The sequence below is a fragment of the Amycolatopsis sp. NPDC004378 genome (assembly GCF_053602455.1).
The window spans coordinates 179,138-197,590 of sequence record NZ_JBSGDR010000018.1; the positions used below are offsets into that span (position 1 = coordinate 179,138).

The window sequence follows — 18,453 nt, forward strand, 5'->3', positions numbered from 1 at the left end:
GTCCCCGCACGATCAAGGAGGATCGATGCTTCCCCGCCGAACTGTGGCCGCCTTCGCGGCGGCCGGCCTGCTGCTCCCGCTTTCCGCTTGCGGCAGTGGTTTCGACGACTCGTCGAAGCCCGCCACCCAGCAGGCCGGGCCCGCCACGCTGAAGGTGATGATCGCCGCCAGCGGCAGCGCCGAAACCAAGGCGATGCAGGACGCCGCCGCGGCCTGGGGCAAGGACGGCAACAAGGCCGAGGTGATCAGCGCCAACGACCTCGCGCAGCAGCTGAGCCAGGGCTTCGCGGCGGGCAGCCCGCCGGACGTCTTCGCCGTCGACGCCACCAAGTTCCAGGGCTACGCCGACGAAATGCTGCCCTACGGCGACGGACTGTCCTACAAGGACGACCTCTACCCGACGCTGCGCACGACGTTCACCAAGGACGGCAAGCTTTATTGCGCTCCCAAGGACTTCTCGACCCTGGGCCTGGCGATCAACACCGACGACTGGGCCGCGGCCGGGCTGACCGGCGACGACGTCCCCAAGACGTGGGACCAGCTCAAGACCGTCGCGCGGAAGCTGACCACCGGCGGCCGCACCGGGCTGGTCTTCAACGACACCCGCGACCGGATCGGCGCGTTCCTGGTCCAGGCCGGCGGCTGGTCGCTCGACGCCGACCAGAAGAAGGCCACCGCGGACACCCCGCAGAACCTCCAGGCCCTCACCTACGTCCGCGACCTGCTCTCTTCCGGCGTCGCGAAGTACCCGAAGCAGATCGGCGCCGGGGACTCCGGCGAGGCGTTCGGCCAGCACAAGGCGTCGATGAGCATCGACGGCAACTGGCTGGCCGGCGGCATGAAGAAGGACTACCCGAACGTCAAGTACCGCGTCGTCGCGCTGCCCGCCGGCCCGGCCGGGCCTGGCACGCTGTCGTTCACGCAGTGCTGGGGCATCGCCGCCAAGAGCAAGTTCCAGGAGCAGGCCAAGCAGCTCGTCGACTCGTTCATGCAGCCGCAGCAGCAGCTCGCGTTCGCCGAGGCGTTCGGCGTGATCCCGTCGCGGCAGTCCGTGCGCGCGCAGTACGAGCAGAAGTTTCCCGCGCAGTCGGCGTTCGTCGCCGGTGCCGAGTACGCGCACGGGCCCGTCACGCTCGCCAAGATGGACCCCGTGCTGACCGACTTCGACGCCCAGCTGCAGCAGCTGCCGGGCGCCGACCCGAAGCGGATCCTGCAGCAGCTGCAGCAGAACACCGCCGCCGCGCTCGGGCAGTGACGCCGTGGGCACGCTGCTCGCCACGCCGGTGACCCCGGGTGCCGCACCCCCGCGCGGCACCCGGGGCCGCCGCCCCCTCCGGCGCGACGGCCGGGCCGGCTGGCTCTTCCTCACCCCGACGCTGGTCGTGCTCGGCCTGTTCATGGTGCTGCCGATCCTGATGGCGCTCTGGGTGAGCGTCAGCGACTGGACCGGCAACGGCAGCCCGTTCTCCTCCCGGGTGAACTTCGTCGGCACGGACAACTACGCCGCGCTGCTCACCGAACCCGGGCTGACGCGCCAGAACTTCGCCACCAGCGTCCGCAACAACGGCTACTTCGTGCTGTTCGTCGTACCGCTGCAGACGGCGCTGGCGTTGTTCCTCGCGCTGGTGCTGCACCAGAAGAAGCTGAAGGGGCGGCAGTTCTTCCGGACCGCCTTCTACTTCCCGACCGTCACCAGCTCGGTCGCCATCTCCGTGGTGTTCCTGTTCCTGTTCTCCAGCACCGGAACGGTGAACGCCGCGCTGAAACTGTTCGGAGTGGACGGTCCGAGCTGGTTCGCCGACCCGCGTGGGATCTTCCACCTCGCCGTCGGCGACCCGGCGAACCCGCCGTCCGCGCTGACGGGCCACGGGTTCCTCGGACTGTCCTGGTGGGACTGGCTGGCCGGCCCGAGCGTGGCGATGTGCTCGATCATCGTGCTCGTCGTCTGGACCTCCACCGGCGGGTTCATGCTGATGTTCTACGCGGCGCTGCAGAACCTGCCGCCGTCGGTCGACGAGGCCGCGCTGATCGACGGCGCGACGACGTGGCAGCGCTTCTGGCGCGTCACCCTGCCGCAGCTGCGGCCGACGCTGTTCCTGGTGCTGACGCTCGGCCTGATCGGGACCTGGCAGGTCTTCGACCAGGTCTACGTGCTCAGCCGCGGCAACCCGGCCAACACCACGCTGACCCCGGCCTACCTGTCTTACTCGTCGTCGTTCATCGGCCACCAGTGGGGCCAGGGCGCGGCGATCGCGTTCCTCCTGTTCGTCGTGATCGTGGCCTTCACGCTGGTGCAGCGCTGGGCCCTGCGGGAGCGCCGATGAAGAAACGCTGGCTCGGGTACGCGGTCCTCGTCCTGGTCGCGGCGCTGTACGTCTACCCCTTCCTCATCCAGCTCGCGACGGCCTTCAAGACCGACGCCGACGCGACCGCCCACCCGCTCCTGCCCTGGCCGCGGGAGTGGTCCGCCAGCGTCTTCCGGACGCTCGCCGAGCAGGACTTCCCGCGGTGGGCAGCGAACTCGGTGTTCGTTTCGGTGGCGATCACCGTCGGCCGGGTCGTCTTCGACTCCCTGGCCGGCTATGCCCTGTCCCGGCTGCGCTTCCGCGGCCGGAACGCGGTCTTCGGGGCCGTCCTGGCGGTCATCGCGGTCCCGAGCGTGGTGCTGCTGATCCCGAAGTTCCTGGTGCTCAACCAGTTCGGGATGTACGACAGCTACGCGGGCATGATCATCCCGCTGCTCGTCGACGGCGCCGGCGTGTTCATCATGAAGCAGTTCTTCGACACCGTGCCGGTGAGCGTGGAGGAGGCCGCGCGGATCGACGGCGCGGGCCCCTTCCGCACGTTCTGGTCGGTGGTGCTGCCGATGTCGAAACCGGCGTTGATCACCGTGACCATCCTGTCGTTCCAGGGTTCCTGGAACGAGCTGCCGCACTACATCGTGTCGCGGCAGGACCCGGCGCTGAACACGTTGACCAGCGGTGTGGCGAGCCTGGTGTCCGGCGAACTGGGCCAGGGCAACCAGTTCCCGCTGAAGCTCGCCGCGGCGCTGCTGATGACGTTGCCGGTCGCGATCGTCTACTTCGTCTTCTCGCGCCGGTTCACCCAGGGCAGCTACGAAGGCGCCGACAAGTAGGTCAGCGGATCAGCTCGTCGGCGACCCACCGCACGACGCCGTCCGGGTACGGGTTCGCCAGGCCGAGCACGACGTGGCCGAACCCGGCGCCGACCGCCTCTTCGATCTTTTCCCTGGTGGCAGCGGGCTTGTCGTAGTCGACGGGCAGGAAGATCGAGCGGGTGACCGACGCCGGGTCGCGGCCGATCTCGTCGCAGTAGCGGTCGAGCAGCCTGCTGCGCCCCGCCAGGTCCTCGATGTCGCCGCCGCCCGGGATGTTCCACTGGTCCGCGTGTTCGGCGACCACGCGCAGCGTCGCGCTCGCCCGGCCGCCGATCATGATCGGCGGGTGCGGCCGCTGCACCGGCTTCGGGTTCCCGAAGGCGCCCTTGAGCTTGACGTACTCGCCGTCGAAGTCGAACGGTACCTCCTCCGTCCACAAGCGACGGATGACCGTGCAGGCCTCGGCGAGCGCGGCGACGGCGTCGTCCTGGGTGTGGTAGGGCAGGCCGTGGCCGTCGTATTCGCGGCGGGCCAGGGGATGGCTCGGGCGGGAGCCGGCGCCGATGCCGAAGTCGAGGCGGCCGCCGGACACGATGTCCACCGTGGTCGCGATCTTCGCCAGCACGGCGGGCGGGCGGAAGCGATTGCTGGTCACCATCAGGCCGAGCCGGATCCGCTCGGTCTGCGCGGCCAGCGCCGAGAGCAGCGTCCAGCCTTCGAAGATCGGGCCGTCGGGGTCGCCGCCGATCGGCATGAGGTGGTCGAACAGCCAGGCGTGCTCGATCTCGGGGATCGCGTCGGCTTCGCGCCAGACGCGCTGGATTTCGGCGTAGCCCACGTTCATGGGCGCGGTCATGATGCCGAAGCTGGTCATCAACGCCTCCGGAGGGACGGGTCGAGCAGGGCGGGCGGGGTGTCGAACTTCTCGTGGGCGGCCAGGTCGACGCCGGGCGCGACGATGGTGTCGATCTCGTCGAGCACGTCGGCGGGCAGCACCGTGTCGGCCGCCTCGAGCTGGGACTTCAGGTGATCGAGCGTGCGCGGCCCGAGCAACGCGCTGGTCACACCGGGGTGCGCGGTCACGAACCCGAGCGCGAGCTGAATCAGCGAAAGCGCCGCTTGGCCGGCCAGCTTGGCGAGCTTTTCGACGGCGTCGAGCCGGGCCTGGTTGGCCGGGTCGGCGAGGTCGAAGCGCTGCGGCAGGACCCGCGACCGGTTGGTGCCGATCTCCTGGCCGGCGCGGACCGCGCCCGACAGCCAGCCGGACGCCAGCGGGCTCCAGGCCAGCACGCCGAGGCCGTACTCCTGGGTCACCGGGAGGACGTGCGACTCGATGCCGCGCTGCAGGATCGAGTAGCTGGGCTGCTCGGTGGTGTACCGGGTCAGGTGGTGCTCGCGCGCGGCCCACTGGGCCTGGACGATCCGGTACGCCGGGAACGTCGACGAGCCGAAGGCGCGGATCTTGCCCGCGCGCTGCAGGTCCGTCAGGGCGGAAAGCGTTTCCTCGTCGCTGGTGCGCGGGTCCCAGCGATGGACCTGGTAGAGGTCGACGTGGTCGACGTCGAGGCGGCGCAGGCTGTCGTCGAGGGCTTTGCTGAGCCAGCGGCGGGAGCTGCCCTGGTGGTTGCGCTCGTCGCCCATCGGCATGGCGGCCTTGGTGGCGAGGACCAGGCCGTCGCGACGGCCCTTGATCGCCCGGCCGACCATCACCTCCGACTCGCCCTGGCCGTACATGTCGGCCGTGTCGATCAGGTTGATGCCGCCTTCGAGGGCGGCGTCGACGAGGGCGGTGGCCTCGTCCTGGGTGGTGCGGCCGATCGCGCCGAAGTTCATCGCACCGAGCGCGAGGGTGCTGACCTGGACGCCGGTGCGGCCCAGGGTGCGGTACTGCATGGGAGGGTCCTCCGTGACATCATGGTGAAACGGAACGTTGCTCCGCTAACAATACGGAGCAGTGTTCCGTTTAGCAACCCGGGAGGACACGTGGGCAGACCCAAACGCGCCGACGCGCAGCGCAACGAGAAGACGCTGCTCGACGCGGCGGCCGCGGTCTTCGTCGCGTCCGGGGTCGACGCGCCGGTCCGCGACATCGCCGCGAAGGCCGGGGTCGGGATGGGCACGATCTACCGCCACTTCCCGACGCGGGCGGACCTGATCATCGCCGTCTACCGGCACCAGGTGGAGGCGTGCGCAGCCGCGGGTCCGTCGCTGCTGGCCTCGGCCGGTTCGCCGCACGAGGCGCTGGCGCAGTGGATCGACCTGTTCGTCGACTTCCTGGTCACCAAGCACGGCCTGGCCGGGGTCCTGCAGGGCGACGGCTTCGACACGCTGCACGCGTACTTCCTCGACCGGCTGGTCCCGGTGTGCGCCGAGCTGCTCGAAGCGGCCGAGCTGACCGCGCGGGTGCGTCCGCTCGAGCTGATGCGCGGGGTCGGCAACCTGTGCATCGGCGCGGAGGACAACCCGGACTACGACGCGCGGCGGCTGGTCGGGCTGCTGATCGCGGGGCTGCGGGCGTGATCGAGCAGCTCACGACCGACCCGTACCCGCTGCTGGCGCGCCTGCGGGCGACCGAGCCGGTGGCCTGGCTGCCGGCGTTGAACGGCTGGCTGGTGACGCGGCACGACCTGGCGCTGCAGGTGATGCGCGACGCGGCGACCTTCACCGTCGACGACCCGCGCTTTTCGACGGCCCAGGTCGTCGGCCCGTCGATGCTGTCGCGGGACGCGGCCGAGCACACGCGGCACCGGGCGCCGTTTTCGCGGCACTTCCGGCCGCGGGAGATCTCCGAGCGGTTCGAAGGGTTCGTCCGCGCCGAATGCGCCCGGCTGGTCGACGGGTTCGCCGCCGATGGGCGAGCTGAGCTGCGGCGTTCGCTGGCCGGGCCGCTTTCGGTCGCCGTGGTGGCTTTCGCGCTCGGCCTGGACGACACCGACTCGTCCCGGGTGCTGGCGTGGTACGACGCGATTGTGTCCACAGTGGACGACATCTCGGCCGGACGTCCGGCGGACTCCCGCGGCGTGGAAGCGTTCGGCGAGCTGCGTGCGCACCTCGAGGGCTCGGTCGGGCGCCGCTCGGTGCTGACGGACGCGGCCTCGGCGTTGGCCTTGCCGGAGGTGGTCTCGAACGCGGCGGTGCTGATGTTCGGCGGCATCGAGACCACGGAAGGCATGATCGCCAACCTCCTGCTGCACCTCCTGCGCGACCCGAAGCCCGGCGTGCACCTCCCGGACGCCATCGAGGAGTCGCTGCGGCTGGAACCCGCGGCGGCGGTGGTCGACCGGTACGCGACCCGCGACGTCCCGCTCGGCGGGGCGTCGATCACCCGGGGCGACCTCGTGACGGTGTCGCTCACGGCCGCCAACCGCGATCCCGCGGTGTTCCCGGACCCGGACGTGTTCGACCCGAGCCGTCCCGGCCTGCGCAAACAGCTGGCCTTCGCGCACGGCCCGCACTTCTGCCTGGGTGCCGACCTGGCCCGGCTGGAGACGCGGATCGCCGTGGAGACCGTGCTCGACCGGCTGCCGGGGATCACGCTCGCGGAGCCGTCCGCGCCGAACGGGCTGGTGTTCCGCAAACCTCCGGGTGTGCACGCGAGATGGCTGCCATCATGACGGTATGACGGCGTGGCGTGAGGTCGAAGCGGCGGAACCCGGATTCGCTCAGCGCGTGCGGGAGCTGTTCGACGCGCATCGGCACAAGACGATGGCGACCCTCCGGGCCGACGGCTCGCCCCGGATCTCGGGCATCGAACTGGTTTTCAAGGACGGCGAGCTCACGTTCGGCTCGATGCCGGACGCGCGCAAGGGCGCCGACCTGAAGCGCGACCCGCGGCTGGCGGTGCACAGCGCGACGGTCGACCCGGTCGAGGGCGCCGAAGCGGAGTGGCCGGGGGAAGCGAAGATCGCCGGCCGGGCGGTCGACACCGGCGACGGCTTCCGCGTGGACATCGCCGAAGTGGTCCACACGCACCTCAACCCGGCGGCGACGCTGCTGGTGGTGGAGTGGTGGACGCCGTCGGCCGGCCTCCGCAAGATCGAGCGCGAGTAGGTCACGACCAGCCCCGGCAGACCCGCGTAAATCGCCGGCGGCGACGGCCGGCGCCCCGCCAGATGCCAACCGGCCCGGGCCCGGCAGTCAGGTCGCGTCCGGCAGCTGCGGATGTGGCTGGACCTCACTCCACCGTGACGGACTTCGCCAGGTTGCGCGGCTTGTCGATGTCGTAGCCCAGCGTCAGCGCCGCGTGGTAGGCGAGCAGCTGCAGCGGGATGGTCAGCAGGATCGGGTCGAGCTCCGGCTCGGTCCGCGGCACCACGATCCGCGGGACGTCCAGCTCGCCGAAGTCGACGTCCTCGTGCGTCACCGCCAGGACCGCGCCGCCGCGGGCGCGGATCTGCTGCACCGCGGCCAGGTTGCGGTCGGCCAGCTCGTCGGCGGGCACGACGGCGACCGTCGGGAGCGTTTCGTCGATCAGCGCGAGCGGGCCGTGCTTGAGCTCGGACGTCTGGTACGCCTCGGCGTGGCGGTAGGAGATCTCCTTGAACTTCTGCGCACCCTCCCGCGCCACCGGGAACCCGCGGACGCGGCCGATGAAGAACAGGCTTTTCGCGGCAGCCGCGGCCTTCGCGTGCTCGGCGATCGACGGCTCGTCGTCCAGAACGGACTTGATCTGGCCGGGCAGCGCGCGGATCGCGTCGATGATCCGCTGACCGTCCGCATTGGACAGATCGCGGACCCGGCCCAGCGCCAGCGCGATCATCGCGAACCCGACGGCCATGTTCGTCAGCGCCTTGGTCGAGGCGACCGCGATCTCCGGGCCGGCGTGCAGGTAGACGCCGCCGTCGCAGGCGCGGGCGATCGTCGAGCCGACGACGTTGACCAGGCCCGCGACCCGGCCGCCCTTGCGCTTGATCTCCTCGACGGCGAACGCGGTGTCGATCGTCTCGCCCGACTGGCTGACCGCGATGTAGAGCGTGTCCGCCTCGATGATCGGGTTGCGGTAGCGGAACTCGGACGCGGCTTCGGCGTCCGCCGGGATCCGGGCCAGCTCCTCGATCATCGTCGCGCCGATCTGGCCGACGTAGTACGCCGAGCCGCAACCGAGGATCTTCACGCGGCTGAACCCGCGCAGTTCCCGCGGCGTCAGGTTGAGCCCGTCGAGGCGGGCGACGCCGAAGCGGTCGTCGAGCCGGCCGCGGATCATCCGCTCGACGGACTCGGGCTGCTCCTGGATCTCCTTGGCCATGTAGTGCGGGAAGCCGCCGAGGTCGAGGTCTTCGGCCGCGATGTCGATCTCGGTGGCGGGCTTGGTGGTGTCGCTCTCGTCGACGGTGAAGGTGCGGTAGCCGGTGGCGAAGACCGTCGCGAACTCGCCGTCGTCGAGGTGCGCGACCTGCGAGGTGTGCCGGACGAGCGCGGCGAGGTCGCTGGCGACGAACATCTCGCGCTCGCCGACGCCGATGATCAGCGGCGAGCCGTTGCGCGCGATCACCAGCCGGTCCGGGTGCGCGCTGTCGGTGACGGCGATCGCGTACGTGCCGGTGATCCGCGAAACCGCTTCGACGACGGCGTCTTCGAGGGTTTCGGCGCCGGAGCGGGCGATCAGGTGCGCGAGGACCTCGGTGTCGGTCTCGGAGGTGAGCGCGACACCGGCGTCGGCGAGCTGGGCGCGCAGCGCGTCGGCGTTGTCGATGATGCCGTTGTGGACGACGCAGATGCGGCCGTCCTCGGAGGTGTGCGGGTGGGCGTTGTCCTCCGACGCGGGCCCGTGCGTGGCCCAGCGAGTGTGACCGATGCCGACCTTGCCGCTCAGGCGCTTGGGCAGGGCCGCGGTGAGGTTGCGGACCCGGCCCACGACGCGGTGGACCTGGGCGCCGCCCTTCGCGCCGAGCACGGCGATGCCCGCGGAGTCGTAACCGCGGTACTCGAGCCGGGTCAGGCCCTCCAGGAGGATGGGGGCGGCGTTCTGGCCGCCGATGTAGCCGACGATCCCGCACATGGCGAGCCTTCTTTCAGCCGTAGACGATGCGCCGCAGCTGGCGCTCGGACAGGTCGGGCGCGGCCACCAGCCGCCCCCGGAGCTCCGCGGCGACCAACGGGAAGATTTCGGGGTTCTTCCGGCCCTCGGCCTGCAGTTCGGCGTGCCGGCGGCGGACGTAGGCCTCGGCGGACGTCCGGTAGTAGGCGAGGACATCGTCGACGACCCGGGCGGCGACCCCCGGCGGCAGCCCGGTGGACGCGGCCACGCGCTCGACGATGTCGGTGTCTGCCACGCCGGCCATCATGCCCTGGCCGTGCGGCGAACTTCAAATTCTTGCCCGAAATCGGGCAAGCTTTAGTGGTTGGGGTGTCGAGTTCACGACGCGGTCGCCAGCGCGTGTGCCGGTGAACCTGCTGCCTCGACCAGCGGGAGCCGCACGGACGCGTGCGGGATGACGCCCAGCTCGGCCAGGGCCGCCTTGGCCGCCGTCGTCCCGGGGCCCGCTCGCATGACCGTCTCCACCAGCGGGAGCAGCGCGTCGTTGAGCGTGCGCGCCGACTCCAGGTCGCCGCGGCGGACGGCGGTGATGAGGTCCGCGGTGCGGTCGGGCGCCACGTTGGCCACGACACTCACCACGCCCGCCGCGCCGCACGCCAGGTACGGCAGGTTCAGCTCGTCGATGCCGCAGTAGTACGCCAGGGACGTGCTCGCCATGACCGTCATCGCCTCGAACAGGTCGCCCTTGGCGTCCTTCACCGCGCGGATCCGGGGATGACCGGCCAGCTCGATCAACGTCGGCGCTTCCAGCGCGACACCGGCCCGCGCCGGGACGTCGTAGAGCATCACCGGCAGGTCGGTCGCGTCGGCCACCGCGACGCAGTGGGCGATGACGCCCGCCTGCGTCGGCCGGGAGTAGTAGGGGCAGACGACCAGCAGCGCGTCCGCGCCGGCCGCTTCCGCCGCGCGCGCCCGGCGGACGCTCGCGGCCGTGTCGTACGTGCCGACGCCGGCGATCACGCGGGCACGACCGGAAACGCGAGCCGCCACGTCCCGGACGAGCTCAGCGGACTCCGGTTCGGTCAGGGTGGGGGACTCGCCGGTCGTCCCGCCGACGACGAGGCCGTCGCACCCGGTGGCCAGCAGGTGGTCGACGAGGCCGGCGACGCCGCGGGCACTGATCGCCCCGCCGGGCTCCATCGGGGTCACCATCGCGACGAGGTTGGCGCCGAATTCGGTCATGACCCGAACTGTGCCCGGCACAACTGGTGCGGTCCAGCGATGCTTTTTTGCCAGTACTGCGTAGCCTGGCTTCATGATCGAGGTCGGCGCCCTGCGCGCGTTGCGGTCGGTGGCGGCGCTCGGGACGCTGGCGCGCGCGGCCGACGAGCTGGGGTTCACCGCGTCCGCGGTGTCGCAGCAGCTCAAACGCCTGGAACGGCAGGTCGGCGTGCCGGTGCTGGCGCCGGCGGGACGCGGGGTCGTGCTGACGCCGGCCGGGCAGGCCATCGCCGACTCGGCACCCGAGGTCTTCCAGGCGCTGGAACGCTGCGCCGAGGCGGCCCAGTCCGTCTCGGCCGGTGCGCCGCGCGGCACGCTCCGGGTGGCGGCGTTCTCGACCGGCATCCGCGGCCTGCTCGCGCCGCTGCTGCCCGCGCTGGCGGCGCGGTGCCCGGACCTGCGCGTGCACGTCACCGAGCAGGACCCCGACGAAGCACTGCGCAGCGTCGACGCCGGAACGGCCGACCTCGCCCTCGTCCACGACGCCGACGGCCTGCTCGCGCCACTGCCGCCGTCGCTGACGCGGCAGCACGTGCACACTGACGTCGGCGACGTCGTGATGAGCCGGACGCACCCGCTCGCGTCGGCCACCACCCCGCTGGGCGCGGAGGTCTTCGGCCACGCGTGGGTGACCAGCCCACCGGGAACCGTGTGCCACCAATGGTTCCGGCGGCTCTTCGCGGACGCGCCGGCGGAGCCGGACGTCCGGCACCTGGTCGACGACTTCGCCACGCAGCTCGCCCTGGTCGCCGGCGGGGACGTCGTCGCGCTGATCCCGCGCCTCGCCCGGCCGCCGTTGGGCGACGCCCTGGTCGCCCGGCCGGTGCGGCGTCAGCCGAAGCGCGAGGTGCACGCGGCGTGGCGCCGCAGCGCCGACGCCAGCCCGGCGATCCGGGCGGTGCTCGCCGAACTCGGCTAGGCCGGCCGCAAGCGGGTGCAGCGTCGGAACGCCCGCCCGAACCCTCCTTGGCGCACGGCCGGTTCGCGTTGCTGCGCCTGGAAAGCGGCACGCTCGGCCTGCTGGAGCTGGGCGAGGCCGTCGAGCGGGAAGCCACCAGCCTGCGCTGACCGGTCGTGAGTGGTCAGGGCGGTCAGGACCGCCCTGACCAGTCACGACGACCTGCGGGAGACCTGACTAGGTGCGGTAGCGGAACAGGATCCGGCCGCGGCTCAGGTCGTACGGGCTCAGCTCCACCAGCACCCGGTCGAACGGGAGGATCTTGATGTAGTTCTTCCGGATCTTCCCGCTGATGTGCGCGAGCACCTGGTGCCCGTTCGGCAGCTCCACCTTGAACGTGGCGTTGCGCAGGCACTCGAGCACGGTGCCCTCGACTTCGATGCCCTTGTCAGCCACGGCGTACCAGCTCCAGGGTGCTGCCCGCCCGCCGGGCGCCGGCGCTCTCGAACAACGCCGTCGCCGCCGGGTTGGCCTCGTTCACCTCGGCCGACGCGGCCGGGATTCCCGCCGCGTGCAAGGAAGCCAGGACCTCGGCCAGCAACGCCCTCGCGATGCCGCGGCGCCGGCGGTCGGCGCGGACGGCGATCAGCCCGATCCGCGGCAGCCGCTTCACCTGGGTCACGCGGACCAGGCCGACGTACTCGCCGGCTTCGGCCGCCACGGCGTACATCGCCGGGTCGAGGGGCCGGGACAGCACCTCGGCTGGCATCTCCTGCCAGCCGAGCGTGGCTTCCACCTCGGCGCGGATCACGCGGTCGAGTGCCCGCAGCGGGCCCTCGGCGGCCGCGCCAACGGGCATGATCATGACGCCCGGCGGCGGCACCGGACCCGGCCCGGCGGTGGGGACGACGTACTCCCACTCGCGCCGCCGGGTCGTGAAGCCGGCTCGTTCCCAGCCCGCGATCAGGTCGGGGTCGGCCTCGTCGACGACCGTGTGGAGGGGTGCGGGCAGGTCCGCCAGCATCGCGTCGGCGAGCCGGTCGAAGACCGAGCGGTGCCAGGCGTCGATGCTGAGGAACGTCCGGCCGTCGGGCCGCGTGGTGGCTTCGCCGCGCCCGGCCACCCGGTCGTCGTCCAGCGCGTGCCAGTGCCGTGGGGCGACGCGCGTGATCTCCACCGCGGGCGAGCCCGCCGTGAATCGCACAGTTTCCATGGGTTCGTACCTTTCGGGAGTGCTCGAAGCGCTCCCGGCGACCCCTACGTCAGTCGCCCGACCGTGACGACGAGGGGAGCACCCACATCGAAACAGCGTTCATGGGGCTCACCTCCCGGCGTCGAGTCACGGTCAGGGGCACGATAGCGGCCCGGCGCCGCCCGGCCCACCGAATTACGCGGCGGCGCGGCGGCCCCGCAGCCAGACGGCGATCCTCGCCGGGAACAGCAGCAACAGCAGCGCGTAGTAGCCGAGGTTGGGCTTGACCAGCGCCACCACGACCGCGATCGCGAACACGACCGCGCTCAGCACGTGGTTCCACCACGTCTCGTCCGACACCGGCTCGGCGTCCCCGCGGATCTCCGGGGTCCGGCGGATGAGGAACACCATCGCCGTGTGGCACAGGCTGCTGGCCAGCAACGTCGCCAGGTAGAACACCACGGTGAAGCGCTCGGACTGGTACGAGCCGATCAGTTCGCTGGGGAAGGGCAGCACCACGATCGTCAGCAGCCAGGCGAAGTTGACCCGCACGAGCGTGGTGGTGTACGACCGCACGTGCTCGAAGATGCCGTGGTGGACCGACCAGAACCGGCCGATCACGAAGAAGCTCAACACGAAGCTGAAGATCTTCGACCAGTTCTCGGTGACGGCGTCCATCGCCGGCTTGTGCTCGGCCACCAGCTCCGGGACCAGGTCCGCGAGCGGCAGGATCAGCAGCGTCAGCGCGATCGCGACGACGGCGTCGGTGAAGAACACCAGCCGTTCGGATGATTTCTTCTGCTCCACGCGATCATCCAACCATCAGGCGGTCAGCGCCGGGGCAGCACCAGCAGGGCGTCGCCGACCGGGCGTTCGCCCGTCGCGTCCGAAGGGGAGCTCACCAGCTTGCCGTCGATCGCCATCGCGGTCGAGCCGCCGCCGTCGAGGTTGATCGCGGTCACCGCGCCCAGCCGGGCCATGAGCCGCGCACCCTCCACCAAGGACAGTCCTTCGGCGAAGCCCGGCTGACGGCCGTCCGCGGTGACGATCAGAAGGCGGCCCTGCCGGTCGAGGCCGACCATCGTGCGCGGGTTGCGCTTGACGCCCCAGCCGTACACGAACGACGGGTCGCCCGGGTGCACGACGCCGTCCGCGGCCGCGTCGATCGCGACCCGCCCGTCGCGGACCAGCCACGGCCCGCCGTTGACCACGCCCGCCGGGTGGACCGGCCGGGGACCTTCGAAGATCCGCGTCGAGACCGGCAGTTTCGCGCCCGGCCGGGCGCGGTCGCGAAGCCACGTCGCCGCCGCGCCGATGCCCTGCACGGTGTGGCCGCCCGCGGGCACTTCGCCGCCGGCCGGCCGCACGGCCGTGACGACGTCGTGGGCGTCCAGCACGGCTTCGACGCCGTCGCCGGCCGGGGTCGGCGTGCCGAGCTGCGGGGTGAACAGCACCAGCTCGTCCGGGTGCGTGCAGGTCGTGTCGTGCAGCGGGCGGTCGGTGGGGACGTCGCCGGGCTCGCCGCAGTTGCGGACGACGCCGGGCTTGCGGTTGACGCCGTTGACCTCGTGGCCGCCGACGGCGAGCGCGGTCCGCGGCACCCCGATCGACGGGTGCGCGCCGAGCAGCAGCGCGGGCCGGCCGGCGGTGGCTTCGCTCTGCAGCAGGCCCTGGTAGACACCGACGCCGGCCGGTTCGCCGGGGATGCCGTCCTTCGGGTCGATGACGAAGAAGCCGCCGTTGGTCCCGACCAGCGCCCCGGCCGCGGCCGACAGCGCCGACGTCGTCCGCCGCCCGGCCACGGACTCGCCGTGCGACGCGACCACGCTCCCGCCGAACCGCCGCGGATCGACGACGGCGACGCCGACGCGCTGCGGCCCTTGCGCTTCGGGCCCGTCCTGGCCCGTCCACTCGGGAGAGCCGGTGAAGCCGCCGGCCGTCATGGCGCTCGCGGTGGCGGCGGCCTGCGCGCGGTCGGAGAAGGAGCCGACGCGCACCCGCCAGCCGAGGGCACCGCGCGGGGTGTCGGCGAACGCGGGCCAGTCGACCCGTTCGGCGCGGGCCGCGAAACCCTTGCCGCGCAAGGCGGTCACCAGCGCGTCGGCGTGCTCGCGGGTGCCGAGCGCGGCCGGCGGCGCGTCCGGGTCGGGGCTCGACCCGCCGGGCACCTGCACCGTGACGGTCCAGGCGTTGTGGCCGGTGCCTTCGCCGGTGACCGTGGTCGAGACGGTCAGCCCCGGCGCGAGCACGTCACCCGCGGCCGAGGCTGGAGTGCCCAGCGCCAGGGTGAGCGCGGCGGACAGGGTCAGGGCGAGCGGAGTCTTCACGCGGGGCAAGCTACCCGGCCGGGGTGGACCGCGAGTGGGTTCCGGGTGAACTCCGCGGTCAGCCGCCGACGTGGATCCCCGGCCGCCGGCCGGGGTCCGGTTCGCTGCTGCGGATGATCTCCCTGACCACCGGCGCCGTGTCGCCGCGGCCCAGGATCAGGTAGCGGAACAGGTGCCCGAGCGGATTGCCCTCGGCCCATTCGAAGTGGCACTGCGGCCGGACGCCGGTGACGTCGCGCAGGGCCAGCAGGATCGCCGCGATCGCGTTCGGCGCCGCCGGGCTGTCCGCGCGGAGGATCCGGTAGCCGTCGATCTCCACGCCGCGCACCTCGAGCACATTGGCGAACTCCGACGGGTCCACCACGTCGATCTCGAGGAACAGGACGTCGGCGGCGCCGGGGACGGGGTTCATCGAGCGCTGTTCGGCTTCCTTGGCCGAGTACTCGGCTTCGTCGCCGCCCTGGCGCTTGTTGGCGATGATGTGCAAGGTGCCGTCGTGGGCCAGGGATTCGGTGATGAACCGGCGCGCCTCGTCGTCGAATTCGATGCGCTCGGCCCGCAGCTCCGTCGTCCGCGACACGCGCGAAACCAGCGAGACGACGATGATCCCGAGGATGAACAGCGCCGAAATCGCGATGCCGTCCGGCTTTTCGATGACGTTCTCGACCAGCGCGTACAGCAGCACGAGCGTCAGGACGACGAACCCGATCGCCGCGCCGCGCTGCCGCCGCCGGAGCGCCGAGATGCTCACCGCGACCGCGCCCGAGACCATCATCGCGAGGATGCCGGTCGCGTACGCCCCGGCCTGCGCGTTGACGTCGGCGCCGAACGCGACCGTGATGAGGATGCTGATCACCGTGTAGACGATCACGACCGGCCGCACCGCCCGGCCCCATTCCGGCGCCATGCCGTAGGAGGGCAGGTACCGCGGGACGATGTTGATCAGCCCGGCCATCGCCGACGCGCCCGCGAACCACAGGATCAGCACGCTCGAGATGTCGTAGGCGGTGCCGAAGACCTCGCCCAGCTCGTGGTGGGCGAGGTAGGCCATCGCGCGGCCGTTGGCCTCGCCGCCGTCCTTGAACGCGTCGGCCGGGATCAGCACGGTCGTGATGAAGCTCGTCGCGATCAGGAACACCGACATGATCAGCGCGGCGGCCGTCAGCAGCTTGCGCGTGTTGCGGATCCGCGACTCCAGCCGCTCTTCGGGCGTCTTCCCCTCGGCGGCGACCAGCGGCATCATGCTGACGCCGGTTTCGAACCCGGACAGCCCCAGCACCAGCAGCGGGAACGCGACCACGGCGGGCCCGATCACGCCGGTGAACCCGCCGCCGCCCGCGGTCAGCGCGTCGGTCCAGCGGGAGAGGTCCGCGGCGTCGAGGTGGAAGACGCTGACGACCGTGACGATCGCGTTGAGCAGCAGGAAGACCGCGACCAGCGGGATGGCGACGCCGACCGCCTCGCTGAAGCCCAGCAGGAACACCCCGCCGAGGATCAGCAGCAGCACGACGGTGATGAGCACGGCGTGGCCGTGCAGGAAGCCCGGCAGGTACGGGTTTTCCAGCATGTGCACGGTGGCGTCCGCCGAGGACAGGGTGATCGTGATGATCCACGACGTCGCGACGAACCCGAGCAGCGTCAGCACGAACAGCTTCCCGCGCCAGAACGGCAGCAGGTCCTCCAGCATCGCGACCGAACCCTGCCCGTGCGGGCTTTCGCGCGCGACGCGGCGGTACATCGGCAGCATGCCGAGCAACGTCAGCGCGACGATCAGCAACGTGGCCAGCGGCGAAAGCGCCCCGGCGGCGAGCGCGGCGATGCCGGGCAGGTAGGAGAGGGTGGAGAAGTAGTCGACGCCGGTCAGGCACATGACCTTCCACCACGCCTGCGGCGTGCCGTGGTCCTCACCGCCCTGCCGGCCGACCGGGGCGACCCGGTGCTCCAGCAGCCACCGGGCCACCCCGGAGGCCGGCGGCTTCGGCGGCACCGGGCTCTCGACGCTCGCCGGCACGGTCACCTCGGGTGCAGCACCCATCCTCGTCCCCTCGTCGCTGGACACAGCGGGACTCAGGATGCCCGACGGCGGCGCCGGAGGCTCAGCGGGCCGCCGAGAGGTGCCCGACCTGCTCGACCTGCTCGGAAGGGAGTGGCTGGTCGCCGACTCGGCCGGGGCGGGGGTTGCTTGGTGGGCGGGGTCGGCTGGTGGCGGGGTTGCTTGGTCGCCGGGGCTGGTCGGTGGCGGTCGGCGGGTTGGCGGGCGGCGGGGTTGCTCGGTCGCCGGGGCGGCTGGTGGCGGGCGCGGCTTGGTTGGCGGGGCGGCTTGGTTGCCGGGGCGGCTGGTGGCGGGGGCGCCGACCTTCCTGCGCCGGGTCGCGCGGAAGCCGCCCTCACGGCTGGCACGCCAGGAACCTCGCGGGCGTCCCACCGGCCGAGTCCGGCGGCGGTCAGCTCACCAGCAGCTTGACGGCGTCGCCGAGCGTCGCCGGGCGGGCGGCTCGGCCGGCTCGTGCGGGCCAGCCGGGGCCGGCGAGCACCAGCCGGGGCGCGCCGAGCCCGTGCGGGACGGCCGCCGGGCTGCTGCTCCACACCGCGACCGCCGACGGCCGGGTGCGGGTGACGGCGTCGCGCAAAGCGGGTTCGGGGATGGAGCCGCCCAGGAACAGCGCCGTGCGGCCGTGTTCGGCCAGTGCCGCGCGCAAGGCCTCCAGCGGCAGGGTGTGCCGTTCGCCGTCGGTGCAGGCCAGCAGCACCGGGGCCGCCGTTCCGGCCGGGGCCGGGACGCGGTGCAGGGCCGCGGCGATGGCCCACGAGAGCCCGTGCACGAGGTCGGTGCACCGGTCGTCGTCGCTCAGGGCTGAGAGCGCGGGGCGGCAGAGGTCCTCCCACGTGCCGACGACGTCGTGGCCGGCCAGGTGCGCGTCCAGGAGCGCGGCCGCCGCGTCGATCTTCAGCTCCCGGACCGCCGTCAGCAGCGTCGTGACGTCGGTGGCGCCGCCGAACGCGCGGGCCGCGGCGGATTCCGCGCCCAGGCCCCGCTCGATCAGGTGACGCATGCGGAGGAGGGCGTCGACGTCGGCACGGGAGTAGCGGCGGTGGCTGCCCGTCTGGGGTGCCGAGAGCGGGAGGTCGTAGCGGCGGTGCCACGCCCGCAGGGTCGACGGCGGCAGCCCGAGCATCCGGGCGACCGCACCCGCCGTCCAGGTGACGGCGGACGGCTGAATCATGCGACCGGGGTACCCCGCCAATCGATGACAAAACGATGCGGGCGACCTAGGGTCGGCACCGTGACCGACGAACGGGCGCCGACGCTGACGATCCGGGTGCACGCCGTGCCCGAAGCCGTCGTCGTCGCGGCCGTCGGCGACCTGGACCTCGGGACCGCGCCGACCCTGCGCGGGCGCGCCCGCGCCGTGCTGGCCGACCGCCCGGGCGCGCTCGTCGTCGACCTCGGCGGGATCGGGTTCTGCGGTTCGGCGGGCCTGCAGGTGCTCGTCGAGCTCGCGACGGAGACGGCGGCGGACGGAGTGCCCTTCGCGGTGGTGGCCGACCGCTACCCGGTGCTGCGTGCGTTGCAGCTCACCCGGCTGGACTCCGTGCTCGAAGTGCACGCCACGGTCGAGGCCGCCCGCGGCTGGCTCCGGGGTGCGCCCGGCTGAGCCG

General features: G+C 72.1%; 19 protein-coding genes. 8 read left to right on the top strand and 11 right to left on the bottom strand.

Annotated features, from left to right (window positions below; all coding sequences use genetic code 11):
- The first annotated feature begins 25 nt into the window (after positions 1-25).
- Genes ACWEN0_RS37485 through ACWEN0_RS37495 form a run of 3 tightly spaced genes read left to right on the top strand, consistent with a single transcriptional unit; the run spans position 26 to position 3,136 of the window.
- Positions 26-1,255 (top strand): sugar ABC transporter substrate-binding protein, encoded by a 1,230-nt coding sequence (locus tag ACWEN0_RS37485; protein WP_451984487.1) that lies wholly within the window; start codon positions 26-28, stop codon positions 1,253-1,255.
- Between the two features lie 4 nt (positions 1,256-1,259).
- On the top strand, positions 1,260-2,324 hold the full coding sequence (locus ACWEN0_RS37490; protein ID WP_451984489.1) for a carbohydrate ABC transporter permease: 1,065 nt from the start codon (positions 1,260-1,262) through the stop codon (positions 2,322-2,324).
- Positions 2,321-3,136 (top strand): carbohydrate ABC transporter permease, encoded by an 816-nt coding sequence (locus tag ACWEN0_RS37495; RefSeq protein ID WP_451984491.1) that lies wholly within the window; start codon positions 2,321-2,323, stop codon positions 3,134-3,136. Before ACWEN0_RS37490 ends, ACWEN0_RS37495 begins: the two co-directional genes overlap by 4 nt.
- A 1-nt stretch (position 3,137) precedes the next feature.
- Here ACWEN0_RS37495 and ACWEN0_RS37500 read toward each other — a convergent pair whose 3' ends face one another.
- On the bottom strand, positions 3,138-3,992 hold the full coding sequence (locus ACWEN0_RS37500) for an LLM class flavin-dependent oxidoreductase (protein ID WP_451984493.1): 855 nt from the start codon (positions 3,990-3,992) through the stop codon (positions 3,138-3,140).
- Positions 3,992-5,011 (bottom strand): aldo/keto reductase, encoded by a 1,020-nt coding sequence (locus ACWEN0_RS37505; protein WP_451984495.1) that lies wholly within the window; start codon positions 5,009-5,011, stop codon positions 3,992-3,994. Before ACWEN0_RS37505 ends, ACWEN0_RS37500 begins: the two co-directional genes overlap by 1 nt.
- A gap of 90 nt (positions 5,012-5,101) precedes the next feature.
- On the opposite strand from ACWEN0_RS37505, the gene ACWEN0_RS37510 reads away from it, so the two are divergent.
- Genes ACWEN0_RS37510 through ACWEN0_RS37520 form a run of 3 tightly spaced genes read left to right on the top strand, consistent with a single transcriptional unit; the run spans position 5,102 to position 7,168 of the window.
- Positions 5,102-5,638 carry a TetR/AcrR family transcriptional regulator gene (locus ACWEN0_RS37510; RefSeq protein WP_451984497.1) on the top strand — a complete coding sequence of 179 codons (537 nt, stop codon included), beginning with the start codon at positions 5,102-5,104 and terminating at the stop codon, positions 5,636-5,638.
- On the top strand, positions 5,635-6,732 hold the full coding sequence (locus tag ACWEN0_RS37515) for a cytochrome P450 (protein WP_451984499.1): 1,098 nt from the start codon (positions 5,635-5,637) through the stop codon (positions 6,730-6,732). Before ACWEN0_RS37510 ends, ACWEN0_RS37515 begins: the two co-directional genes overlap by 4 nt.
- A gap of 4 nt (positions 6,733-6,736) precedes the next feature.
- Positions 6,737-7,168 carry a pyridoxamine 5'-phosphate oxidase family protein gene (locus tag ACWEN0_RS37520; RefSeq protein ID WP_451984501.1) on the top strand — a complete coding sequence of 144 codons (432 nt, stop codon included), beginning with the start codon at positions 6,737-6,739 and terminating at the stop codon, positions 7,166-7,168.
- A gap of 124 nt (positions 7,169-7,292) precedes the next feature.
- Here the strand turns inward: ACWEN0_RS37520 and glmS are convergent, their stop codons facing one another.
- The 3 genes from glmS to dapA form a co-directional block, all read right to left on the bottom strand.
- Positions 7,293-9,116 carry a glutamine--fructose-6-phosphate transaminase (isomerizing) gene (gene glmS / locus ACWEN0_RS37525; protein WP_451984503.1) on the bottom strand — a complete coding sequence of 608 codons (1,824 nt, stop codon included), beginning with the start codon at positions 9,114-9,116 and terminating at the stop codon, positions 7,293-7,295.
- 13 nt (positions 9,117-9,129) lie between these two features.
- A complete protein-coding gene (locus ACWEN0_RS37530; RefSeq protein ID WP_451984505.1) occupies positions 9,130-9,402 on the bottom strand; it encodes a hypothetical protein in 273 nt (90 codons plus the stop codon).
- Positions 9,403-9,473: 71 nt separating this feature from the next.
- Positions 9,474-10,337 (bottom strand): 4-hydroxy-tetrahydrodipicolinate synthase, encoded by an 864-nt coding sequence (dapA, locus tag ACWEN0_RS37535; protein WP_451984507.1) that lies wholly within the window; start codon positions 10,335-10,337, stop codon positions 9,474-9,476.
- 73 nt (positions 10,338-10,410) lie between these two features.
- Between dapA and ACWEN0_RS37540 the strand changes: the two genes are divergently transcribed.
- On the top strand, positions 10,411-11,295 hold the full coding sequence (locus tag ACWEN0_RS37540; RefSeq protein ID WP_451984509.1) for a LysR family transcriptional regulator: 885 nt from the start codon (positions 10,411-10,413) through the stop codon (positions 11,293-11,295).
- A gap of 216 nt (positions 11,296-11,511) precedes the next feature.
- Here the strand turns inward: ACWEN0_RS37540 and infA are convergent, their stop codons facing one another.
- From infA to ACWEN0_RS37570, 6 genes are all read right to left on the bottom strand, one after another.
- Complete coding sequence (infA, locus tag ACWEN0_RS37545; protein WP_451984511.1) at positions 11,512-11,730, bottom strand: translation initiation factor IF-1; 219 nt, start codon at positions 11,728-11,730, stop codon at positions 11,512-11,514.
- Entirely contained in the window at positions 11,723-12,487 is a 765-nt protein-coding gene (locus ACWEN0_RS37550) for a GNAT family N-acetyltransferase (protein ID WP_451984513.1), read from the bottom strand. Before ACWEN0_RS37550 ends, infA begins: the two co-directional genes overlap by 8 nt.
- A 174-nt stretch (positions 12,488-12,661) precedes the next feature.
- Positions 12,662-13,273 (bottom strand): TMEM175 family protein, encoded by a 612-nt coding sequence (locus ACWEN0_RS37555; RefSeq protein WP_451984515.1) that lies wholly within the window; start codon positions 13,271-13,273, stop codon positions 12,662-12,664.
- 23 nt (positions 13,274-13,296) lie between these two features.
- Positions 13,297-14,793, bottom strand: coding sequence for a phosphodiester glycosidase family protein (locus ACWEN0_RS37560; RefSeq protein ID WP_451984517.1), 1,497 nt, complete (start codon positions 14,791-14,793; stop codon positions 13,297-13,299).
- A gap of 58 nt (positions 14,794-14,851) precedes the next feature.
- Positions 14,852-16,828, bottom strand: coding sequence for an amino acid transporter (locus ACWEN0_RS37565; RefSeq protein ID WP_451984519.1), 1,977 nt, complete (start codon positions 16,826-16,828; stop codon positions 14,852-14,854).
- A gap of 409 nt (positions 16,829-17,237) precedes the next feature.
- A complete protein-coding gene (locus ACWEN0_RS37570; RefSeq protein ID WP_451984521.1) occupies positions 17,238-18,017 on the bottom strand; it encodes a MerR family transcriptional regulator in 780 nt (259 codons plus the stop codon).
- Between the two features lie 60 nt (positions 18,018-18,077).
- On the opposite strand from ACWEN0_RS37570, the gene ACWEN0_RS37575 reads away from it, so the two are divergent.
- Positions 18,078-18,449 carry an STAS domain-containing protein gene (locus ACWEN0_RS37575; protein WP_451984523.1) on the top strand — a complete coding sequence of 124 codons (372 nt, stop codon included), beginning with the start codon at positions 18,078-18,080 and terminating at the stop codon, positions 18,447-18,449.
- Positions 18,450-18,453: the final 4 nt, after the last annotated feature.

What these genes read in the sequence shown, in the direction of transcription:
- ACWEN0_RS37485 (WP_451984487.1), top strand. Translation starts at nt 26, where the DNA reads ATGCTTCCCCGCCGAACTGTGGCCGCCTTCGCGGCGGCCGGCCTGCTG.
- ACWEN0_RS37495 (WP_451984491.1), top strand. Translation starts at nt 2,321, where the DNA reads ATGAAGAAACGCTGGCTCGGGTACGCGGTCCTCGTCCTGGTCGCGGCG.
- ACWEN0_RS37500 (WP_451984493.1), bottom strand. Translation starts at nt 3,992, where the DNA reads ATGACCAGCTTCGGCATCATGACCGCGCCCATGAACGTGGGCTACGCC.
- ACWEN0_RS37505 (WP_451984495.1), bottom strand. Translation starts at nt 5,011, where the DNA reads ATGCAGTACCGCACCCTGGGCCGCACCGGCGTCCAGGTCAGCACCCTC.
- ACWEN0_RS37520 (WP_451984501.1), top strand. Translation starts at nt 6,737, where the DNA reads ATGACGGCGTGGCGTGAGGTCGAAGCGGCGGAACCCGGATTCGCTCAG.
- glmS (WP_451984503.1), bottom strand. Translation starts at nt 9,116, where the DNA reads ATGTGCGGGATCGTCGGCTACATCGGCGGCCAGAACGCCGCCCCCATC.
- ACWEN0_RS37530 (WP_451984505.1), bottom strand. Translation starts at nt 9,402, where the DNA reads ATGATGGCCGGCGTGGCAGACACCGACATCGTCGAGCGCGTGGCCGCG.
- dapA (WP_451984507.1), bottom strand. Translation starts at nt 10,337, where the DNA reads ATGACCGAATTCGGCGCCAACCTCGTCGCGATGGTGACCCCGATGGAG.
- ACWEN0_RS37540 (WP_451984509.1), top strand. Translation starts at nt 10,411, where the DNA reads ATGATCGAGGTCGGCGCCCTGCGCGCGTTGCGGTCGGTGGCGGCGCTC.
- ACWEN0_RS37550 (WP_451984513.1), bottom strand. Translation starts at nt 12,487, where the DNA reads ATGGAAACTGTGCGATTCACGGCGGGCTCGCCCGCGGTGGAGATCACG.
- ACWEN0_RS37565 (WP_451984519.1), bottom strand. Translation starts at nt 16,828, where the DNA reads ATGGGTGCTGCACCCGAGGTGACCGTGCCGGCGAGCGTCGAGAGCCCG.
- ACWEN0_RS37570 (WP_451984521.1), bottom strand. Translation starts at nt 18,017, where the DNA reads ATGATTCAGCCGTCCGCCGTCACCTGGACGGCGGGTGCGGTCGCCCGG.